At 67.9% G+C, this 16,167-nt stretch carries 13 protein-coding genes; 2 read left to right on the top strand and 11 right to left on the bottom strand.

Annotated elements, in window-relative coordinates; genetic code table 11:
- Position 1: 1 nt before the first annotated feature.
- Together ACFVIV_RS25215 and ACFVIV_RS25210 are read right to left on the bottom strand one after the other, a co-directional pair.
- Positions 2 to 1,195, bottom strand: coding sequence for a glycosyltransferase family 4 protein (locus ACFVIV_RS25215; RefSeq protein WP_379200281.1), 1,194 nt, complete (start codon positions 1,193 to 1,195; stop codon positions 2 to 4).
- An 11-nt stretch (positions 1,196 to 1,206) separates the two neighbouring features.
- Positions 1,207 to 1,872, bottom strand: a complete 666-nt coding sequence (locus ACFVIV_RS25210; protein WP_379200279.1) for an L-threonylcarbamoyladenylate synthase — start codon at positions 1,870 to 1,872, stop codon at positions 1,207 to 1,209.
- A 489-nt stretch (positions 1,873 to 2,361) separates the two neighbouring features.
- On the opposite strand from ACFVIV_RS25210, the gene ACFVIV_RS25205 reads away from it, so the two are divergent.
- Positions 2,362 to 3,102, top strand: coding sequence for an SDR family oxidoreductase (locus ACFVIV_RS25205; protein WP_379200277.1), 741 nt, complete (start codon positions 2,362 to 2,364; stop codon positions 3,100 to 3,102).
- Positions 3,103 to 3,144: 42 nt separating this feature from the next.
- Positions 3,145 to 4,125, top strand: a complete 981-nt coding sequence (locus ACFVIV_RS25200; RefSeq protein WP_379200275.1) for a sigma-70 family RNA polymerase sigma factor — start codon at positions 3,145 to 3,147, stop codon at positions 4,123 to 4,125.
- On the opposite strand, the gene prmC is transcribed toward ACFVIV_RS25200, so the two are convergent.
- The 9 genes from prmC to argS all read right to left on the bottom strand — a co-directional run bounded on the left by prmC (position 4,122) and on the right by argS (position 16,132).
- Entirely contained in the window at positions 4,122 to 5,000 is an 879-nt protein-coding gene (gene prmC / locus ACFVIV_RS25195) for a peptide chain release factor N(5)-glutamine methyltransferase (RefSeq protein ID WP_379200273.1), read from the bottom strand. The genes ACFVIV_RS25200 and prmC overlap by 4 nt on opposite strands.
- Positions 5,001 to 5,102: 102 nt before the next feature.
- On the bottom strand, positions 5,103 to 6,185 hold the full coding sequence (gene prfA / locus ACFVIV_RS25190) for a peptide chain release factor 1 (RefSeq protein WP_379200271.1): 1,083 nt from the start codon (positions 6,183 to 6,185) through the stop codon (positions 5,103 to 5,105).
- A 99-nt stretch (positions 6,186 to 6,284) separates the two neighbouring features.
- The gene (gene rpmE / locus ACFVIV_RS25185; protein ID WP_379200269.1) at positions 6,285 to 6,506 is read right to left on the bottom strand and encodes a 50S ribosomal protein L31; all 222 of its coding nucleotides are present in this window, start codon (positions 6,504 to 6,506) and stop codon (positions 6,285 to 6,287) included.
- Positions 6,507 to 7,273: 767 nt separating this feature from the next.
- A complete protein-coding gene (gene rho / locus ACFVIV_RS25180) occupies positions 7,274 to 9,328 on the bottom strand; it encodes a transcription termination factor Rho (protein WP_379200267.1) in 2,055 nt (684 codons plus the stop codon).
- Positions 9,329 to 9,652: 324 nt separating this feature from the next.
- Positions 9,653 to 10,606: a homoserine kinase gene (thrB, locus tag ACFVIV_RS25175; protein ID WP_379200265.1), complete on the bottom strand. Its 954-nt coding sequence runs from the start codon at positions 10,604 to 10,606 to the stop codon at positions 9,653 to 9,655.
- A 29-nt stretch (positions 10,607 to 10,635) separates the two neighbouring features.
- Positions 10,636 to 11,721, bottom strand: a complete 1,086-nt coding sequence (thrC, locus tag ACFVIV_RS25170; RefSeq protein ID WP_379200263.1) for a threonine synthase — start codon at positions 11,719 to 11,721, stop codon at positions 10,636 to 10,638.
- Complete coding sequence (locus tag ACFVIV_RS25165) at positions 11,718 to 13,055, bottom strand: homoserine dehydrogenase (RefSeq protein WP_379200261.1); 1,338 nt, start codon at positions 13,053 to 13,055, stop codon at positions 11,718 to 11,720. The genes thrC and ACFVIV_RS25165 overlap by 4 nt, the downstream gene beginning before the upstream one ends.
- A complete protein-coding gene (gene lysA / locus ACFVIV_RS25160; protein WP_379200259.1) occupies positions 13,052 to 14,473 on the bottom strand; it encodes a diaminopimelate decarboxylase in 1,422 nt (473 codons plus the stop codon). Before lysA ends, ACFVIV_RS25165 begins: the two co-directional genes overlap by 4 nt.
- Positions 14,474 to 16,132, bottom strand: coding sequence for an arginine--tRNA ligase (gene argS, locus ACFVIV_RS25155; RefSeq protein ID WP_379200257.1), 1,659 nt, complete (start codon positions 16,130 to 16,132; stop codon positions 14,474 to 14,476). It abuts the gene before it with no gap.
- Positions 16,133 to 16,167 lie beyond the last annotated feature (35 nt).

The raw sequence follows: 16,167 nt of genomic DNA, 5'->3' as shown, positions 1-16,167 counted from the left end.
TCTACCCGGCCTCGACACTCGGGCCGCGCGGCGGTTTGCGCCCGGCGCGGTCGTGCAGTTCCCGCCAGGACGGCACCGCCGTGACGATGAGCGCGAAGACCAGGCCGGCGGCGAACAGCAGGACGACGAGGCGGCGATCCATGAGTGACGTACCGACCGCCCCGAATGCCAGCACGCTCACCCACAAGTAGATGAGCAGGACCACACGGCGATGCGAATGCCCGATCTGCAACAACCGGTGATGCAGATGCATTTTGTCCGGGGTGGAGAAACTCACACCGGCGCGGACCCGGCGGACGATGGCGAGAACAAGATCGAGAACCGGAATGAACATGACCGCGCCCACCAGCAACAGCGGCGAGAGCAGACCCACGATGTCGCGCGGGCCGTAACCCTGCAGCGGAATTCTTCCGGAGGCGCCCGTGGACACCGCGGCCAGCATCAATCCAATGAGCATGGAACCGGTATCGCCCATGAAAATTCGAGCGGGCTGAAAATTGTGCGGGAGAAATCCGAGACAGCCGCCGGCGAGTGCGGCGGCCAGCAGCGCCGGCGGATAGGTATCGGTGGAACCGCCCACTTCGTAGAGCAGGCCAACGGTGAACACGAACACCGCGACCGAGGCGATGAACCCCAATCCGGCGGCCAAACCGTCCAGGCCGTCGACGAAATTCATGGCATTGATGAGCGTGACGGTAATGCCGACGGTCACCAGGCCGCCCTGCAGCGGATCCAGCACCACCGTCTCGTTCGTGAACGGGTTGTAGATGGCGACCCAGCTCAGCCCCATCACCGCCATCACGCCGGCCGCGGTCACCTGCCCGACGAATTTCGTCAGCGCGTCCAGACCCCACCGGTCGTCGATGATGCCGACCAGCACGATGAGCGTGCCCGCGGCCAGCACCGCCGGAATGTCCTTCGGATACTCGAAACCGCGGCGCAGCGCGGGCAATTGATGCGCGAACAGCACGGCCGCGATCACGCCCAGATAGATGCCCATACCGCCCATGCGCGGCACCGGCTTCACGTGCACATCCCGCTCGCGCGGCACCGCCACCGCCCCGAAGGCAATGGCCCCGACCCGGACGCCGCCCGTGCACAGGAAGGTGACGACGGCGGCGACCAGCAGCGTGAGCACCAGCTCCCGTAGCGGGACCACCGCGCCCTGGCTGAATACGCCCTGACTCAGCAACATCTACGCGGCCGTCACCGCGCGCCCGGTGCTCGCAGCTCCTCCGGCGACATGCCGAGGACCTCCGCGATCTTCTCCACCGGAATCGCACCCTCCCGCAGAATCCGCGGGGTGTCGGCCGTCAGATCCACAATGGTCGAGGCCACCGCGTGATCGGCGGGCCCGCCGTCGAGGTACACCCCGACCAGCTCGCCCAGCTGGGCCTTGGCCTCGGCCACCGTGGTGGCGGGCGGCTGCCCCGACACGTTCGCGCTCGACACCGCGAGCGGACCGACCTCGCGCAGCAGTTCCAGCGCCACCGGATGCAGCGGCATCCGCAGCATCACCGTGCCGCGCGCGTCGCCGAGATCCCACGCCAGCGAGGGGGCCTGCTGCACAACGAGACTCAGCCCGCCCGGCCAGAACGCCCGGATCAGCTCGCGCGCCTGCGGGCGCACCGAGAACACCAGCCCGTCGATGGTGTTCCACGACCCCACCAGCACCGGAACCGGCATATCCCGCCCGCGGCGCTTGGCGGCCAGCAGCGCGCTCACCGCCTGGCTGTCGAACGCATCGGCGGCGAGGCCGTAGAGCGTGTCGGTCGGAATGACAGCAAGCCGTCCCGACTTCAGAGCGCTCCGCGCCGCGGTCAGACCGGCGGCACGCGAATCGGGATCGGCACAGTCGTAGACGGTACTCACGCGCAACATCTTGGCATGAACGAACTCTCCATGGCTCTCAGGGGCAAGCCCCTGAAACCCCGAAACCACAGCGGGGGCAAGCCCCCGAACCCCCAAGACTCTCGAAGGCAAGCCCCTGAAACCCCGGCAAGTTTCTCCGGAACAAGCCCTTGAACCCCCGACCCCTCCGACGCGAGCACTCGACACCCTGCAATGCTCTCGGAGCCAACAGCCGACACCCGGCACAGCACTCGAGGCGAACAGCCCACACCCGGCACAGCACACGCGGCGAACAGCCCACACCCGGCACAGCACACGCGGCGAACAGCCCACACCCGGCACAGCACTCGGGGTGAACGGCGCACACTTGGCGCTCAAGGCGGACAGCGAAATACGGCGGGTTCTCGGGCGAGTGGGCGGAAGTCTGGAAAGTTCTTTTGGGTGCGACGGATTTCGGGGGTGGGGGTGGTCTGTATTTCGTACGGATCGCACACATCTTGGGAGAGTTCGATGTCTTATTCATTCGAGACCGCTGTCGTGACGGGGGCCAGCCGCGGGTTCGGGCGGGCTATCGCCGGGGCGCTGCTGGCGGCGGACGCCGACGTGGTCGGTATTGCTCGGGGGGAGGCGGAATTGCTGGCGGTGCGGGAGGAGCTCGGTGAGCGGTTCATACCCGTTGTCGCTGATGCGGCCGATGGGGACGTGGCTGATGAGGTGCTGCGGACGTATCGGCCGGATCTGCTGGTGCTCAATGCTGGAGTGGCGCCGCGGATGGCGCCGGTGCAGGAGCAGGATTGGGAGTCGTTCAGTCGCAATTGGAATGCCGACACTCGGCAGGTCTTCGAGTGGAGCAGGGCGGCGCTGCGGGAGCCGCTGGCGTCGGGGAGCGTGGTGCTGTCGATGTCGAGCGGTGCGGCGATCGGCGGGTCGCCGCTCAGTGGCGGGTATGCGAGTGCCAAGGCGGCGATTCGCTTCCTGCGCGGGTATGCGGCCGGGGAATCGGAGCGGGCGGGGTTGGGGATCCGGTTCCTCACGCTGCTCCCGTGGCTGACGCCGGCGACCGGGATGGGATCGGCGGCCATTGCCGCCTATGCCGCCTACCAGGGCGTCACGCCGGAGACCTTTGAGCAGGGGCTGCAACCCTTCCTCACCCCGGAGCAAGTGGCCAAGGCCGTGCTGGCGTTGGTCACCGATCCCGGCGCGGCGGCGGAATCACGGCTCACCGGGGCGGGGCTCGAGCCGATCGGCTGAGCGCTCCCCTACCCTCGATCGCATCCGAAGGAGTTTCCCGTCATGCCCTCGACCGCCGAATTCACCGCTCGGACAGCGTCTTTCCGGCCGGAACTGCTCGCCCACTGCTACCGCATCCTCGGCTCCATCCACGATGCCGAGGATCTGGTGCAGGAGACCTATGTCCGCGCGTGGGGTGCGTTCGACCGGTTCGAGGGCCGCTCCTCGGTCCGCACCTGGCTCTACAAGATCGCCACCAATGCCTGCCTGACCGCTTTGGAAACCCGCGCGCGCCGCCCGCTGCCCTCGGGTCTGGGCGGGCCGCAGGACGATCATCGAGTTGCCCTGGCCGACCGTGATCCGGCGGTCCCGTGGCTGCAACCCGCCCCCGACCACTTGTTCACCGCGACCGACCCGGCCGCCATTGTCGCCGGGAAATCCGGAGTGCGCCTGGCTTTCATCGCCGCCCTCCAGCTCCTGCCCGCCCGTCAGCGCGCGGTTCTCACCCTGCGTGACGTGTTGTCCTTCCGCACGGCCGAGGTCGCCGACATGCTGGATATGTCGGCCGCCGCCGTGGACAGCGCCTTGCGCCGTGCCCGCACGCGGCTCGCCGATGCCGGGCCGGTGGCCGAGGACCTGTCCGAACCCGGCGAGGAAGCGCAGCGACTTCTCATCGACAGTTATGTCGACGCGTTCACCCGGGCCGACGCCGGTGCGCTCACGGCCTTGCTGCGGGCCGATGTCGAACTCGAAATGCCGCCCATCCCAACCTGGTTCACCGGCCGCGACGCGGTGATCGGGTTCTTCTCCGCCCGGGTCATGCGCGCCGACGAATGGCGGATGACCCCCACCGCCGCCAATTCGCAACCCGCCGTGATCATTTATCGGCGCGTCGGCGAAAACGGCTTCGAGCCCTACGGCATTCAGGTGTTCGACCTGATCGGACGCAAGATCGCGCGGATCACCTCGTTCAACGATCCCGCCTTGGTGCCGGTCTTCGACCCGCGGACCACCGGAGCGAAAGCGGCTCCGCGCGACCGCTAATCCGCGGTACGCCGCGCGGCGACGAACCGCGGTTTGCCCGCCAGGTCCGGATGTTCGACCACATCGGCGAATCCGCCGTGCGCGGCGAACAGCGCCGCGACGCCGGAGCCATTGGTGTCGTCGTGCTCGACCGCGGTCGCACCGCCCGCGCGCAGGAGCCGGGCGATGGTGCCCACCATCGGACGGATGACGTCCAACCCGTCCGGCCCGCCGAACAAGGCGCGGTGCGGATCGTGTTCCGTCACTTCGGGATCCAGCTGCGCGCCCTCCGGAATGTAGGGCGGATTGGAGACCACCACGTCGACTCGGCCGTTGAGATGCTCGAGGATGGCCGGGTCGGTGACATCACCGGAGTGCAGATCGATCGGCGTATCGCCCTCTTCGGCGAGTTGCAGCGCATTGCGTTTGGCCCAGGACAGCGCCTCCGGATCGAGCTCGACCGCATGGACCTGGGCGTCGGGCCGGGCGTGAGCGATGGCCAAGGCCAGCGCGCCCGAGCCGGTGCAGAGATCGACCACGATCGGCTGGTGTTCGTGGCCGATCGCTTCGAGTTGAGCCAGGGCCCAGGCGAAGATCAGTTCGGTCTCCGGACGGGGAATGAAAACCCCGGGGCCGACGGCCAGGTCGATCTCGCCCATGGCCGCCGTGCCCGTAAGGTGTTGCAGCGGAACGCGTTCGGCTCGCCGTGCGACGAGCTTGCGGTATTCCTCCAGCTGGTCCGGCGTCACCAGCGGCACCAGCGCCAACCGCATGCGGTCGATGCCGAGCACATGTGCCGCAAGGTGTTCCGCGTCGGCGCCCGGACTGTGCACGCCCGCGGCCCGCAGTAACTCGATGGCCTCGCGAATCGCTGGACGCAACGGTGCGCGGCTCATGGTTGTCCGACCTCTCTGCGGGTCCGTGCCGATCGAATGCTCATATTCATCGAAGCTTGCCACGAATGCCCTGGCGGCTCGCGGTTTACGAGCTACCCGGGCTCACTCCGCGGCGAGGCGGGCGGCGCGGTCGGCTTCCCCGAGGGCGGTGAACAGATCGTCGAGGTTGCCGGCGAGCACCGAGTCCAGATTGTGCGCCTTGAAGCCGATGCGGTGATCGGCGATGCGGTTCTCCGGGAAGTTGTAGGTGCGAATGCGCTCGGAGCGGTCCACGGTGCGGATCTGCGAGGCGCGCCCGGCGGCGGCTTCCTGTTCGGCGGCCTCCTCGGCGGCGGCTTGCAGGCGTGCGGCCAGCACCTGCATGGCGCGGGCCTTGTTCTGCAGCTGGGAGCGCTCGTTCTGGCAGGTCACCACGATGCCGGTGGGCAGGTGGGTGATGCGGACCGCGGAGTCGGTGGTGTTGACGCCCTGACCGCCCTTGCCGGAGGAGCGGTAGACGTCGATGCGCAGATCCTTCTCGTCGATCTGCACCTCCTCGACATCGTCGGGCTCCGGGTAGACGAGCACGCCCGCGGCCGAGGTGTGGATGCGGCCCTGGGATTCGGTGACCGGCACGCGCTGCACGCGGTGCACGCCGCCCTCCCACTTGAGCTTGGACCACACGCCGTCGCGGCTGGGTTCCTTGCTGCGGATGGAGAAGGTGGCGTCCTTGTAGCCGTCCAGGTCGGAGTAGGTGATGCCGAGCACCTCGACCTTCCAGCCATGGCGTTCCGCATAGCGGATGTACATGCGGGCCAGGTCGGCGGCGAACAGCGCCGATTCCTCGCCGCCCTCACCGGATTTCACCTCGAGCACGACATCGTCGCCGTCGTGCGGATCGCGCGGGGCGAGCAGATCGGTGAGCGTCTTGTCGAGCTCTTCGACCTGCGCCTCGAGTCCGGGCACTTCGGCCGCGAACGAGGCGTCGTCGGCCGCGAGCTCCTTGGCGGCGGCCAGATCCTCACGCGCGGACTTCAGCTTGTTGTAGGTGGACATCACGGGTCCGAGTTCGGCGAACCGCTTGCCCACGCGCCGGGCCGCGCCCGGGTCGTTGTGCAGCGCCGGATCGGCCAGCTGGGTTTCCAGACCGGCGTATTCGGCGAGGATGTCGTCGATCGCGGACGGGGCCGCAGTGTTGTCGGCCATCGCGAGTGCTCCTTTGTTCAGGCTTGGATCAAGATAGCTTCCCTGGAAACGCACAGACGCCCGGCCTGCGAAAACGCAGGACGGGCGTCGGCGGGGTAGCTACTTGGCAGCCTTGGTGCGCTTGCCGTAGCGGGCCTCGAAGCGAGCCACGCGGCCACCGGTGTCCAGAATCTTCTGCTTGCCCGTGTAGAACGGGTGGCACTGGGAGCAGACCTCGACCGTGATCTGGCCGGACTCCTTGGTGCTCTTGGTCTGGAAGGTGTTGCCGCAGCCGCACACGACCGTGGTGTCCACGTACGTGGGGTGAATTCCTGCCTTCATGGGTGTCCTTTCACAGGCCCCGGGTCGCCAATCGAACGATGACGTGAACCGGAACCGACTTTAGGCATGGTTGCCGACGGACCAGTATAAACGCCGCCCGGCACCCCTTATTCCCCGGGCCTCACCCTGAGCTCCGACCCTGACCGGGGGTAGTTCTCACGGTGGATGTGCGGGATACCCACCGCCCGGAAACATGGGATTGGTCGGGTTTGTCCCTAGTCCCTCCCCCAAGAAACTACGGGCACGCATATTCTCCGGGCTCGAGCCAGGCTGGAAGTCGAGTAGCCCGCTACTCAGGAATGCGAACAGCAGTGTTCATAGAGTAGCGACCAGGTGAGAGCCCGGATATCTACCGGAAGGACAGCTGTGACCAGGAAGGACGCGACGATCGGGACGCCAGTCCCCGACGCGAACGCCGAAGCCGGAGGGGCGAGTAGGCGGCGCGCGGAGATCGTCGCGGGGGTGGTCCTGGCAATGCTGAGCCTGACGGTGGCGCTGGGCTGGTGCCTCGCTCCCGGGGAGTCCGGTAATGCGGTGGGACCCCTTGTCCCGAACCCTGTCCCACCGCCCGGGGACGGCACACTCACCTACACAGCGGTCACGGCGCCCGGGGTTGGGCCGGGCGTCGTGACCGCGACAATCCTCGGCGCCATGGTCTACGGCGCGGCGCTGATCGGGCTGTTCTTCTACAGCCCGAAACCCGTGGCAATACGACTTCGGCCCCGCCGAAGCGGGGCCGAAGTCTTCGATCTATTCGAGCTTCAGGCTCATTCGTCGAGCGCACCCGGTGCGGTCTTGGAGACCGTCATGAGGAACTCGACATTGCTCTTGGTCTTCTTGAGCCGATCCACGAGCAGGTCGATCGCCTGATGCGAGTCCAGACCGGACAGCACGCGCCGCAGCTTGTGCAGCACCGCCGCCTCGTCCGGCGACATCAGTAGATCGTCGCGGCGGGTACCGGACGGGTTGACGTCCACCGCCGGGAACACCCGGCGCTCGGCGATCTTGCGATCGAGCTTGAGCTCGGCATTGCCCGTGCCCTTGAACTCCTCGAAGATGACCGTGTCACCGGTGGAACCGGTCTCCACCATCGCGGTCGCGATAATGGTGAGCGAGCCGCCGTTCTCGATATTGCGGGCCGCGCCGAGGAACCGCTTGGGCGGGTACAGCGCGGTGGAATCCACACCACCGGAAAGGATTCGGCCCGAGGCCGGGGACGAGTTGTTGTACGCACGACCCAGTCGGGTGATCGAGTCGAGCAGCACGACGACGTCCTGGCCCATCTCCACCAGACGCTTGGCCCGCTCGATGGCGAGCTCGGCGACCGAGGTGTGATCGCTCGGCGGCCGGTCGAACGTGGAGGCGATGACCTCGCCGCGCACGGAGCGCTGCATATCGGTCACTTCTTCCGGACGCTCGTCGACCAGCACAACCATGAGGTAGCACTCGGGGTTGTTGGTGGCGATCGCATTGGCGATGTCCTGCATGATCGTGGTCTTGCCCGCCTTGGGCGGGGACACGATCAGCGCGCGCTGACCCTTGCCGATGGGCATGATCAGGTCGATGATGCGCGTGGTCAGCTTATTGGGCTGGGTCTCCAGCCGCAGGCGCTGATTCGGGTACAGCGGGGTGAGCTTGCTGAATTCCGGTCGGCGCTTGGCACTTTCGACATCCGAGCCGTTGACCGTGTCCAGCCGCACCAGCGGATCGAACTTCTGGCGCTGGTTGGACTGATCGCCCTCGCGCGGTGCGCGGACCGCACCGGTGATGGCGTCACCGCGGCGCAGGCCGTTCTTGCGCACCAGGTTCATCGACACGTACACGTCGTTCGGGCCGGCCAGGTAGCCGGAGGTGCGCACGAACGCGTAGTTGTCGAGCACGTCGAGAATGCCGGCCACCGGCTGCAGGACGTCGTCCTCGCGGATCTCCAGCTCGCGGGCCTCGCCGCCGGTGGCGCCGCCGTCGCGGTCCCGGCCGCGGCGACGCTCGCGGAAGCGACGGCCCCGGCGGCCGCGGCCGCCTTCCTCGTCGTCATCGCCCCGGTCATCGCGGCGCGCGGTGCCGTTCTGGTTCTGCTGGTTGCCGCCCTGCTGGCGACCGCCCTGCTGATTGCGCTCGCCCTGCTGGCGGTCGTTGCGGTCGCGACGGCGTTCGCCGCCCTCCTGCTCCTTCGACTCGCCAGCGGACTCGGCCGCGTTCTCGGCGTTGGCAGTCGCGGCGGCGGCCCGCTGCTCGCGGCCCCGGCGCTGCCGTCCGCGGCCGCGCTGGCCACCCTCGCGGCTGTCCTCGCCGCCTTCGCCGCGCGCATTGTCGCCGGCGTCCTCGCGCTTGGATTCGCGCGTCTCGGCGGTGTTTTCGCGGTTTTCGAAGGTCGGCTGCGCGGTCTTTTCCACGGCCTCGGTCTTCGCGGGGGCCTCGGTCTTGACGACCTCGCTCTTGGCCGGCTTCTCGGCCGGCGCGTCGGCCTTGGCCGGCGCGGACTCCCCACCGGCCGGCGCGGCCTCGGCCTTGGCGGCCTTACCGCCCTTGGCCTCGTTCTGGTTCCGCGCGGGCTTGGCGCCCCCCGCGGTCGCCTTGGCGCCGCCGGACTGGTTCTCCTTGATGGCGGCGATGAGATCACCCTTACGCATCCCGGAAGTGCCTCGGATACCGAGCTCTCCCGCAAGCGCACGCAACTGCGGCAACAACATTCCAGTCAGCCCCGATCGTGCGACGTCAGTTTGTTCGCTCATCTTCGAAATCTGTCCGGAGTCACTTTCGCGGCTTGGGGAAGTCGAATTACTTTCCACCCCAGGTGTCGCGAGCAGGTCCGTATCTGTCACGGAAATCCTTTCCTTCCCTCGACTGCCGTGTGCCTGTTCGAGGGTTCCTCCTGCAATCGGGTCTCCTGCCCGATTCGGATGCCGTATCGCCTGTCCCGCCGGTTCGGCGGTTTCGCCACCGCGTGGGCTCCGCCACCGATTGAAAAGGTGGGAGAGATCATTCCAGTTGACTGGCTACCCCCAAGTTTCGAGCCTCAAGCCTCGAGCCTGAGCAAGGAGCCTCTGGAGCGATTGCCCTGATGAAGCACCGGCGTCTGACGCGCACGATGTACGGACTCGCTCAGGATAGCTCTCGACCTGTACATCGGCAAGGCAGGCGCGCTGTCAATCCACCAATACGCCGTCGGCAATGCCGGGTTCGATGACGCGAAGTCCGTCCGCGACGGCGAGTTCACGCAGTTCTTCGGGAAATTCGCTGGTCCCGAGGGCCAGCACGGTGGGTCCGGCGCCCGACACGGTGGCGGCGATGCCGGCGGCGCGCAGGCGCTCGATCCATTTCGTGGTGAGCGGCAGCGCCGAGGCGCGGTAGCCCTGGTGTAGCCGGTCCGCGGTGGCGGGGAGCAGCAGGTCAGGGCGCTGCGTCAAGGCGACTACCGCCAGCGCCGAGCGGCTGGCATTGAAGGCCGCGTCGGTGTGCGGAACCATCTCCGGGAGCAGGCCGCGGGTGTGCGCGGTGGAGGAACGCTCCTCGGGGACGAGCACCACGGGGCGCAGCGACGCATGCGGGTCCAAGCGCACCGCGTGATAGGCGCGCAGATGGTGATCCGACGCGCCGTTCGCATCGGCGGGGCGGTCGGTTTCCGTCCAGGACACCACGATTCCGCCCAGAATGCTGGCCGAGGCATTGTCGGGATGCCCCTCGAACTCCGAGGCCAGCTGCACCATGACGTCGTCGCCGTAGGCCAGTTCCGGATCGAACTTACCGGCCAGGCCGCGGCCGGCGGCCAGACCGCCGACCACCGCCGAGGCCGACGAACCGAGTCCCCGGGAATGGGGAATCACGTTGCGGCACACCACGTCCAGGCCGTCCGCCCAGACGCCCGCGGCCTGCAGGCCGCGTTCGATGGCGCGCACCACCAGATGCGAAGGGCCCCAGGGCACATCGTCGGCGCCCTCGCCCTCGACCTTGATGGTGAGCCCGGAGTCCGTGGTGGACACCACGATCTCGTCGTACAGCCCCAAAGCGATTCCGAGGGAATCGAATCCCGGACCCAGATTGGCGCTGGAGGCCGGAACCCGCACCGTGACGGTGAGACCGGCGGGCAGGGTCCGGGTCATCAGCTGCTGACTGTCGCGCGAATTCAAAATCAGGCCAGCTCGAGTTCGCGGGCCACGGCCACCGGGTCGACGGCAATGGGCTTGACGTCGGGCATGCCCAGCAGCGCGGTATCCGGGTCCTTGAGGCCGTTGCCGGTCACGGTGCACACCACGGTCAGGCCGCGATCCAGCCAGCCCTCGGAGTGCGCGGCGAGCAGACCGGCGACCGAGGCCGCCGAGGCGGGCTCCACGAACACGCCTTCCTTCGATGCGACCAGGCGATACGCCTCGAGGATCTCCTCGTCGGTGGCCGCCCGGAAGGCGCCGCCGGACTCTTCCTTCGCGTTCATCGCACCGTTCCAGGACGCGGGCGCGCCGATCCGGATGGCGGTGGCGATGGTCTCGGGATCCTTGACCGGGGCGCCGTTGACCAGCGGCGCGGCGCCGGCGGCCTGCACGCCCAGCATGCGCGGGCGCGAGGTGGTGACGCCGTCGGCGTGGTACTCGCTGTAGCCCTTCCAGTACGCGGTGATGTTCCCCGCATTGCCGACGGGCAGGCAGTGCACGTCGGGGGCCTTGCCGAGCGCGTCCACGATTTCGAAGGCCGCGGTCTTCTGGCCCTCGATGCGGGCCGGGTTGATCGAGTTCACCAGGCCGACCTCGGGGAAGTCGGCGGTGACCTTGCGGGCCAGCTCGAGACAGTCGTCGAAGTTGCCCTCGACCTGGATGATCTCCGCGCCCAGCATGACCGCCTGGGCCAGCTTGCCCATGGCGATCTTGCCCTGCGGAATGAGCACCGCGCAGCGCAGGCCCGCGCGGGTGGCGTAGGCGGCGGCCGAGGCCGAGGTATTGCCGGTGGAGGCGCAGAGCACGGCCTTCTTGCCGGAGTATTTGGCGTCGGTCATGGCCATGGTCATGCCGCGGTCCTTGAACGAACCGGTGGGGTTCGCGCCCTCGACCTTGAGGTAGACCTCGCAGCCGGTGAGCTCGGACAGGTGGTGCGCGGGCACCAGCGGGGTGCCGCCCTCGAACAGCGTGACCGGTTCCCAGTCGGCCGGGACCGGGAGGCGATCCCGGTACGCGGTGATCAGACCGGGCCACGGGGTATGCACGGCCACCCGTGCAGTGGTGCTCATTCCTCGGTGCCTTCCAATCTCAGAACACTGGTCACGGACGTGACGGAGTCCAGCTCGGCCAACGCGGCCACGGTATCGGCCAGGGCCGATTCCTGCGCGTGGTGGGTCACCACGACCAGGCGCGCGCCTTCGTCGGCGCCTTCCTGGCGGACCGTCGAGATGCTGACACCGTGCTTGGCGAATTCGCCGGCCACCGCTTCCAGCACACCGGTGCGGTCGGCGACCTGCATGTTCACGTGGTAGCGGGTCGGGGTGTCGCCGATCGACGCGATCGGCAGCTCAGCATAAACCGATTCGCCCGGGGCGCGACCACCGTAGAACTTGTTGCGCGCCGCCATGACCAGATCGCCCATCACGGCCGACGCGGTCGGCGCGCCGCCGGCGCCCTGGCCGTAGAACATCAGGCGGCCGGCGTTCTCGGCCTCCACGACCACGGCATTGAACGCGCCGGACACCGCGGCCAGGGGGTGCTTGCGCGGGATGAGCGCCGGGTACACGCGCACCGAGATGGACTCCTTGCCGCCCTCGTCGGTGACGCGCTCGGCCATGGCCAGCAGCTTCACGGTGCAGCCCACGGCGGCGGCGGTCTCCAGATCCTCGGCGGTGATCTTGGAGATGCCCTCGCGGTAGACATCGCCCGAGGTGACGCGGGTGTGGAAGGCGACCGAGGCCAGGATGGCGGCCTTGGCGGCGGCGTCGAAGCCCTCGACGTCGGCGGTCGGATCGGCCTCGGCGTAGCCCAGGCGGGTGGCCTCGGCCAGCACGTCGCCGTAGTCGGCGCCGGTCTCGGCCATGGCGGAGAGGATGAAGTTGGTGGTGCCGTTGACAATGCCGACCACGCGGTTGACCCGGTCGCCGGACAGCGACTGGATGAGCGGGCGCAGCACCGGGATGGCTCCCGCGACGGCGGCCTCGAAATAGAGGTCGGCGCGGTTGGATTCGGCCGCGGCGGCCAGTTCACCGGTGTGATCGGCCAGCAGCGCCTTGTTCGCGCTGACCACGGACTTGCCGGCGGACAGCGCGGACTTGATCAGGGCGCGGGCCGGGTCGATGCCGCCCATGACCTCGACGACGATATCCACGTCGTCGCGGGCGATGAGCGCTTCGGCATCGGTGGTGAGCAGCTCGGCCGGCAGGCCGCGATCCTTGTTCAGGTCGCGGACGGCGACGCCGCGCAGCACGACGGGCGCGCCGACGCGATTGCACAGGTCCTCGGCGTGCTCGCGAATGATGCGGACCACCTCGGTGCCGACCGTGCCCATGCCGAGAACGGCGATTCCGATCGGATGATCCGATCCCCACACGCCGTTCTTGGCGTTGGCTGCCTCGGTCATGCATTCACCTCCAAGCTGAGTAGGTCCTCCACCGTTTCGCGGCGAAGAATCAAGCGCGCCTTGCCGTCTCGTACCGCGACCACGGCGGGCCGGGTGAGCATGTTGTAGCGGCTCGACATCGAGTAGCAGTACGCGCCGGTCGCGGCCACCGCCACCAGGTCGCCCGGGCCCACATCGGCCGGGAGCCAGGTATCGCGGATGACGATATCCCCACTCTCGCAATGCTTTCCGACGACCCGAGCCACGACCGGATTGGCGTCGCTGGTCCGGGACACCAGGCGGCAGTCGTACTCCGCCTGGTAGAGGGCGGGACGAATATTGTCGCTCATCCCGCCGTCGATGCTCACGTACCGGCGGCGGTTGCCGCCGTCGAGCACCACGTCCTTGATAGTGCCGACCTCGTAGAGCGTTACGGTGCCCGGTCCGGCGATGGCGCGGCCGGGCTCGACGGCGATGGTCGGCATGGGCAGGCCCGCGCGCTCGGCCTCCTCGGCCACGATGCGGCGCAGGTTGGCGGCGAAATCGCCGAGGGCCGGCGGATCGTCGTGCGGCAGGTACGAAATACCCAGGCCGCCACCGAGATCCAGCACATTGATCTGGGCGGCGCGCTCCATGCCGAACTTGTCGGCGGCCTCGCGCAGCAGGCTCAGCATGCGGCGGGTGGAGATCTCGAAGCCGTCGATCTCGAAGATCTGCGAGCCGATGTGCGAGTGCAGGCCGACCAGGCGCAGGTTGTCGGATTCGAAGACGCGGGCGATGGCCTGCATGGCATCGCCGCTGGCAATGGAGAAGCCGAACTTCTGATCCTCGTGCGCGGTCGAAATGTATTCGTGGGTATGGGCTTCCACACCGACGGTGACGCGGACCAGGACGTCCTGGATCTTGCCGGCGCGCTTGGCGACGGCCTCCAGGCGCTCGATCTCGATGAGCGAGTCGAGCACGATGTCGCCGACGCCGGCCGCGACCGCGGTCTCCAGCTCGGGTACCGATTTGTTGTTGCCGTGCAGGGCGATTCGCTCGGCCGGGAAACCCGCATTGAACGCCACCGCGAGTTCGCCGCCGGAGCAGACGTCCAGGTGCAGGCCCTCGTCGCGGATCCACCGCGTGATCTCGCCGCACAGGAATGCCTTGGAGGCGTAGTGGACTCGCGCACCGTCACCGAAGGCGGTGACCATATCGCGGCAGCGGGAACGGAAGTCGTCCTCGTCCACCACGAACAGCGGGGTGCCGAATTCGGCGGCCAGCTCGTGCACCGGCACACCGGCCAGGCGCACCACGCCGTCGGCGTCGCGGGTGGCATTGCGCGGCCAGACATTGGCGGGCAGCTCGATCATCTGCTTCGGATCGCTCGGGCGCTCCGGCAGATTCGGGGCGTGCGGGATGTCCGCGTGGCGGGGTCCGGCGGGGTGGGCACTCATTTACATACGCTCCGGAGCAGAAACGCCTAGCAAAGCAAGGCCGTTGGCGAGAACCTGATGGGTGGCTTTGACCAGCCCGAGGCGAGCGGAATTCAGCGGCGTAATGGGCTCGTCGCCGAGCGGGAGCACCCGCATGTCCTTATCGGACTGGAAGGGGTGGTAAACGCCGGCCAGTTCTTCCAGGTAGCGGACCACTCGGTGCGGCTCCCGCATTTCGGCGGCAGTAGCCACCACCCGCGGGTACTCACCGAGGGTCCGGATGACCGCACCTTCCCGATCGGAGCTCATGAGGCCCGGATCCGGGGTCACCGCATCGAATCCGAGATCAGCGGCGTTCCGCATGATGCTGCAAGTGCGCGCGTACGCGTATTGCACGTAATAGAGCGGATTCTCGTTGTCCTGCTTGGTCCACAGCCCCAGATCGATATCGATGCTGGTGTTGACCGAACTGCGCACCAGCGAGTACCGCGAGGCGTCCACGCCGATGGCCTCGACCAGGTCGTCGAGGGTGACCACGGTGCCCGCGCGCTTGGACATCCGCACGGCCGCACCGTCTTTGACCAGATTCACCATCTGGCCGATGAGCACCTCGACGGTGTCCGGGTTGTCGCCGGTCGCGGCGGCCGCGGCCTTCAGGCGGCCGATGTAGCCGTGGTGATCCGCACCGAGCATGTAGATGCACAGGTCGAATCCGCGCGCCCGCTTGTTCTCGAAGTAGGCGATGTCACCGGCGACGTAGGCGGACTTGCCGTCGCTCTTGATGACGACCCGGTCCTTGTCATCGCCGTACTCGGTGCTGGCGATCCACCAGGCGCCGTCCTTCTCGTACAGGTTGCCGGTCGCCTTGAGCTCCTCGACGGCCTTGTCGACCGAGCCGGATTCGAACAGCGAGCTCTCGTTGAAGTACACGTCGAAGTCGACGCCGAACTCGTGCAGGGTCTGCTTGATCTGCGCGAACATCAGCTCGACGCCCTCGCGCCGGAACAGCTCGTGCCGCTCGTCCGCGGGCAGGCTCACCGCATCCGGGTTCGCCTGGACGATGGTGTCGGCGATCTCGTTGATGTACGCGCCCGCGTAGCCGTCCTCGGGGGTCGGCTGTCCGGTGGCGGCGGCGACCAGCGAGTTCGCGAAGCGGTCGATCTGCGCGCCATGGTCGTTGAAGTAGTACTCGCGGGTGACGTCCGCGCCCTGCGCGCTCAGGATCCGGCCGAGCGCGTCACCGACCGCGGCCCAGCGGGTGCCGCCCAGGTGAATGGGTCCAGTGGGGTTGGCGGACACGAATTCCAGATTGATCTTCGTGCCGTGCAGGGCCGCGCCGGTGCCGTAGTCCGCCCCCGCCGCGAGGATCTTCTCGATGATGGCGCCCTGGGCGGCCTTGGCCAGCCGGATGTTCAGGAAGCCGGGACCGGCGACCTCGGCGACCTCGATGTCCTCGGTCGCCGACAGCGCCTCGGCCAGCAGGTTCGCGAAATCGCGCGGGTTCATTCCCGCTTTCTTCCCTACCTGCATGGCCAAATTCGTGGCATAGTCGCCATGCTCGGGGTTGCGGGGACGCTCCACCTTGACCTCGTCGGGCAGGACCGCAGGGTCGGATCCGCGTTCGACAAGTACCTTCGCCGCGGTTGCGCGAAGGAGATCTGCAAGGTCAGCTGGAGTCACGAGTCACTATCCTATGGTCTGAGCAGGTGAACGCC

Origin of the sequence: Nocardia sp. NPDC127526 (assembly GCF_042672265.1) — a bacterium.
In the GTDB taxonomy this organism is placed as follows: domain Bacteria; phylum Actinomycetota; class Actinomycetes; order Mycobacteriales; family Mycobacteriaceae; genus Nocardia.
The sequence above is the reverse complement of the archived record's forward strand: the minus strand, read 5'-3'. Positions and strand labels throughout refer to the sequence as shown.